Source organism: Mesorhizobium sp. M7A.F.Ca.CA.002.15.2.1 (assembly GCF_003998715.1).
Classification (GTDB): domain Bacteria; phylum Pseudomonadota; class Alphaproteobacteria; order Rhizobiales; family Rhizobiaceae; genus Mesorhizobium; species Mesorhizobium ciceri.
The window spans coordinates 1-4,956 of sequence record NZ_RZPI01000428.1 but is presented as its reverse complement, the minus strand read 5'-3'; the positions used below and the strand labels follow the sequence as shown (position 1 = coordinate 4,956).

The window sequence follows — 4,956 nt, the reverse complement described above, 5'->3', positions numbered from 1 at the left end:
GACCTCCCGGCGCGCCCGGCGCGGAGGGACCTGGCGGACCTGCTGGGCCTGTCGGACTGCCCGGATCGGACGGGACACCTGGAGCGCCCGGCGATACCGGCGCGTCTGGACCTCCCGGCGCGCCCGGTGCGGAGGGACCTAGCGGACCTGCCGGACCTGCGGGACCGGAGGGACCTGCCGGACCGGTGGGGCCGGTGGGACCGGAGGGACCTACCGGACCGGCAGGCCCATAGTGCCTCCTTCTATCCTGGTCATGCCGCTACGGTTGGCGACGTGATCAGCAACTTAGAATCGAATCGTTTGAGGATAGCGGAGAGTATGACCGGCCCTCGTCTTGACTGCATGATCCAGGCTCCGAACCCGCCTGAGCTTGTCGCCGCGGAGGGGACGCGAGACTGGATGGATGCGACCGACCAGCATTTCGCCTACCGCTGCACGCCGCTTTCAATCGCCAATGCCAGCGGATGGGAATTGTTGAACCCCATAAATGTGACTGTTACTTGGAACGGATACAACACTACAAAAGACATCGCCTTCCATGTAAACGAACCGAACGTCACGCACCGATTCATCAGCTCGACCTTCGGGCACGGCATAGTAACCTTTCATCCGGGTTACGTGTTTCGCACCGAGCCGGGCTGGATGGTGTGGGCTCGCGGCTCTCCCAACCGGATGAAGGACGGAATCGCGCCGCTGGACGGCTTGGTGGAAACCAACTGGCTGCCGTTCAGTTTCACCATGAATTGGCGCTTCACCCGCCCTGGGTCTGTCACTTTTGCCAAGGGCGAGCCATTCTGTTTCATCACCATGATGCCAAGTGTCGCTATCGAGCAGGTGCAGCCGGTCATTCGTCCGATGGAGGACGATCCTGAGTTCCATAAAGAACATAAGGTTTGGAATAGCGAACGTCGACGGTTTTCGGCCGGCCTGCAGATGAACGACGAGCTTACCAAGGAGATGAAGTGGCAGAAGCACTATCTGCAGGGTGTTTCGCCGACGGGGAAATCGGTCGCGGATGACACTCACCGAGTAAAGCGAACTCTAAAGCGGCCGATCCACATCGACCAGTTGCGGGCCCAGGAAAAAGGTTCGCCAGTAGATGAAGCTAGCCAAGAGTAAGCGGCCTGTGCGCATTCCTCCAGTTGGATCGCTAGCATTTGGCCGTTCGATTAACGGGTCGGTTTCGAGCAGAGACGAAAGACCGGAATGCATCCGCCAGTTCGTGCGGTCGGGCTTTGTATTGGCGCTGGCGGCGCTCCTTGTCGGTTGCCTGGCGGATGGAAAAGGTAGCCCGAATACGGCTACAGAGTTAGTTCGCGTGAAAGCCGCTTACGCGAGGGAGCCGCATGAGGTCTTCATCGTCGATCGCAGCAAGTTTGACCAACGCTTTCTGCCTGTCGATGTGACGCCCCCGGAACGCTTGCCTGCCGGTACGGTGTTGATCGATACACGGCAGAGGTTCCTCTATCTATACCGCCTCAATGGGATGGCGCGGCGCTATGGTGTCGCCGTCGGGGCTAGCGGTTACAGTTGGTCGGGCATTGCCAGCGTAGGGCGTAAGGCGGAGTGGCCCGCATGGCATCCGACTGACGACATGCGTAACCAGTCGCCCGACCTGCCGCGCATGATCAGGCCCGGCACGCACAATCCGCTCGGCGCGCGAGCTCTCTATCTGTACAAGAACGGCGTGGATACGCTTTATCGTATCCACGGCACCTCAGAGCCCTGGACCATAGGAACTGAAGCGTCCTCAGGGTGCATTCGCATGCTCAACGAGGATGTGATCGAACTCTACAGTCTGGTGCCGAAGGGAGCAAAGGTCATCGTGAAGTGAAGCGAATTGAACAGGCACAGGCCAACGCTTGCTGTCGGATGCCGTTGGACAATACCCACGCCGGTGGCACAGGTGACGGCAGATTTCTGCTTCTATCCATATGGCGTCATAGAGGGAGAATTTAAGACATAGGCGTCGCTGCTCGTATCGATATCACTCGCGAATAAGGTTTTGGATACCTTAACCGTCATCTCTGTCCGTCATAATCGACGTTTAGGTATTCTTTTTTACACCTTTTGCGTGTATTGAAATAAAAAAATTCAATGGACGCGTCTATATGTCAGTTCTCGTCAGTGACGGCATGCCATTCGTCTTCCCGTTCGCCGTCGGCATCAGTCAGGGCGCGAACGTCCGAAGGACAAATCCAGGCTGATGGGTTGGCAATTGAACGGACCGAGTGAAAGGACCTATGATGAGGCGCTCTCTATTCATGCTGGTTTCCGCCGCGCTATTGAGTACCGCCGTTGCGGGTCCAGCGGCAGCGCAGACCGCCGCTGAAACAAACCAGACCCTTGACGCGCTGTTCGGCAGTCACACAACCTATCAGCAGTTCTTCGACAAGCTGCAGAAGGCTGTCAGTGCCGGCGACAAGCAGACCGTCGCGTCGATGATCGATTATCCCTTCCGCGCCCGGATCGGCGGCAAGGCGATCAAGATAAACGACGCCGCGCATTTCGTGACGGATTACGACAAGATCGTTACCGCCAAGGTCAAACAGACCGTCCTCAAGCAGACCTACCCGACGCTGTTCGCCAATTGGCAAGGCATCTCAATCGGTGATGGCGAGGTCTGGTTCTCCGGCGTCGGAGACGGCAACACCATCAAGATCACCGCGATCAACGACTGACACCTGGCGGAAGAAATTCCATTTCGATGACACCGACGCAACCGGTCGTTGACCACTCCGGAGGGGTTCACATGCTACGTTACATGTTCATTGCTTTGCTCGCGCTCGGCTCATCGTGGATGATCTCTGATGCCCGCGCACAATCGACCGTCGAATGCCAATCGAGGCACTATCAGTATGGCGAATGCTGGGCGGGCCCGCTGAGCAAGCCGCAACTCATTCATCAGACTTCTGGAAGTCCTTGTATTTTGAACCGGACCTGGGGCTACAATCCACGCAGCAAATATATTTGGGTCGCGCAAGGTTGCTCCGGAATTTTCGCCGATGTCGGCGGCTACCACCATGGACGTGGCGACAGCTTTGATCCCAATGCCCGCATGTATGACCATCGCGGTCATGACGTCGGCGCAGTGGTTGGCGGAGCTATTCTCGGCGCTCTGATCGAGGGGATGGCGGACGATCATCACAATCGACGGCACACGACGAGTAACTACCGCCCCGATAGCAGCTACAATGGTTGTCATGGCATGGGATGCAAGGTCGACAATCCTGACCAGGCAATCGATACCCGACCGCAATTTGACAGGCAGGGAGAGCCAAACTTTGATGTGCATGGCAACTACCAAGGATGCCATGGTGCAGGCTGCCTTGTCGACAATCCTGACGCGGAGTGAATTGAAGGACGAAGGAAGCCGGTCACGATTGTCAAAGCGGGGCTCTTAAATCTTTCCCGCAGCATCAATCTTGATCTTCATCCTGGCATCACCACGGCAGACTTCGTTCACCTGCTTCTTGGTTTCTCCTCGAAGCGGTGGAGGCAGCCGAACATGTTCTCTATCTCCTCCTGCATCGTGGCGGCGGCTGAGACGATAAGATCGAGGTTCTTATGATGTCGATCCATAGGGGCTTGTGCGGAAGCCTCTTTGTACCAAGAAATGCACCAAAAGAGAGCTGATATTCGGAAAAATCGTTGCGAATCAGGCCGTTATGGGAAATCGATGGCGGAGAGGGAGGGATTCCCTTTCACCTCTATGATACTGAAAATACTAGTCTTTTCGCGCTTTTTGTTACACAGTTTGTTACACAGCTACAACTACGATTTATAACCGCTCTAAGCTCGCAGCTTTTGGGCTCGCCTGCCCAATCCATCCGATCTGTCGAAACCGATGGCTTGTAGGACACTCCCGCGTGTGTACGTTGGGGCTTGGGTCAGAAGGTGACCCACAGCAAAGACGGGAGCGCCGCAGCGCAAAAGATCTCATCGGTCAAGGAACAGATAGTGAAGTAGCCTGTGACAATCGGCGCCAGCATCACCTCCAAAGCCGACCAGGAAAAACCCGCAAAAAACGTCGCCCTCAGATACCCCGTCGGCAATGAATATGGGACCGAAGTTGCGCGGCAGATCGGGCGTTAGATGCCTTCATGACATCTGAACCTGAGCAGGCTCCTACGCCGCGAGCCGGCACATTTCCGAACGGAGTTTCGTCCGGCTGCGCAAAAAGGTGCCCTGTCGAGACTTACTTGTTGGCCAAATGGCTTAGCAGGGACGAACTCGTGAAGAGATTGATAATGCAACACTATCAGTCGTTGTGCTGATCCGACAGGCTGTGCGTTTTGGCACGAAAATCATGGCGAAAAGCGCACCGGCACTTTACTCTCCAAATTATGATTCGCCTCGATCCCGCGACCGCCAGCTCCTCTGCGCCGCCCTCCGTTCCCGCGTGGGCGATCACAAGCGCCGGCGCGCCGAGTGACGGCGACGCCGCCTTCCGGGCCGGCGCCGCCCTGGGTGCCCTCGACACGCTCGCCCGCGCGCAGGCAGCCTGGGCCGGCGCTTGGCGGCAGCGGCTGGCGGTTCGCTGCGCCGCCTCCAGCATGCGGCTCGCCGGCCGCGCCGAGGATGCGGCCGCCTTGCGCGATGCCTGGCATTTGCGTCCCCTACGTGCTGACCCCGGTCCCGCAGGCGCCGTCTTTGGCGCCTGGCGGCAGTTGGCCAGGCAGCCGCCCGCCGCTACGCCCGGCCGGCTCGGGAAGATACTCGACCAGCTTGGCCTCCATTGGGACGGCGCCGCGCTCGCCGACCTTTGCACGCAGATCGAAAAACTCGGGGTATCCCAGCGGTCGGCGCCATTCGACGCCGCGGCGATCGCCGCTGAGGTCGTCGCCATGCGTCCCGATGCCGAAGTCTTTGGCTGGTGGCTCGCCGACCTGGTACTGGCGCAACGCCTGGGCTGGCCGCAGCCCCTGCCGCTCCTAATGGCGCAGGGTTTTGGAC

Annotated in this window: 5 protein-coding genes; all 5 read left to right on the top strand. The window is 58.4% G+C overall.

Features of this window, described 5'->3' with window-relative positions; all coding sequences use genetic code 11:
* Positions 1-318 precede the first annotated feature (318 nt).
* Positions 319-1,119, top strand: coding sequence for a DUF6065 family protein (locus ENZ74_RS21710; protein WP_063170393.1), 801 nt, complete (start codon positions 319-321; stop codon positions 1,117-1,119).
* Complete coding sequence (locus ENZ74_RS21705; protein WP_082826592.1) at positions 1,100-1,834, top strand: L,D-transpeptidase; 735 nt, start codon at positions 1,100-1,102, stop codon at positions 1,832-1,834. The genes ENZ74_RS21710 and ENZ74_RS21705 overlap by 20 nt, the downstream gene beginning before the upstream one ends.
* 430 nt (positions 1,835-2,264) lie before the next feature.
* Complete coding sequence (locus ENZ74_RS21700; RefSeq protein ID WP_244514240.1) at positions 2,265-2,681, top strand: hypothetical protein; 417 nt, start codon at positions 2,265-2,267, stop codon at positions 2,679-2,681.
* Between the two features lie 71 nt (positions 2,682-2,752).
* A complete protein-coding gene (locus tag ENZ74_RS21695) occupies positions 2,753-3,355 on the top strand; it encodes a DUF3011 domain-containing protein (RefSeq protein ID WP_013529061.1) in 603 nt (200 codons plus the stop codon).
* Between the two features lie 991 nt (positions 3,356-4,346).
* Positions 4,347-4,956, top strand: a 610-nt coding sequence (locus ENZ74_RS21690) for a DUF1403 family protein (RefSeq protein ID WP_127312982.1), incomplete at its 3' end; no start/stop codon positions are given.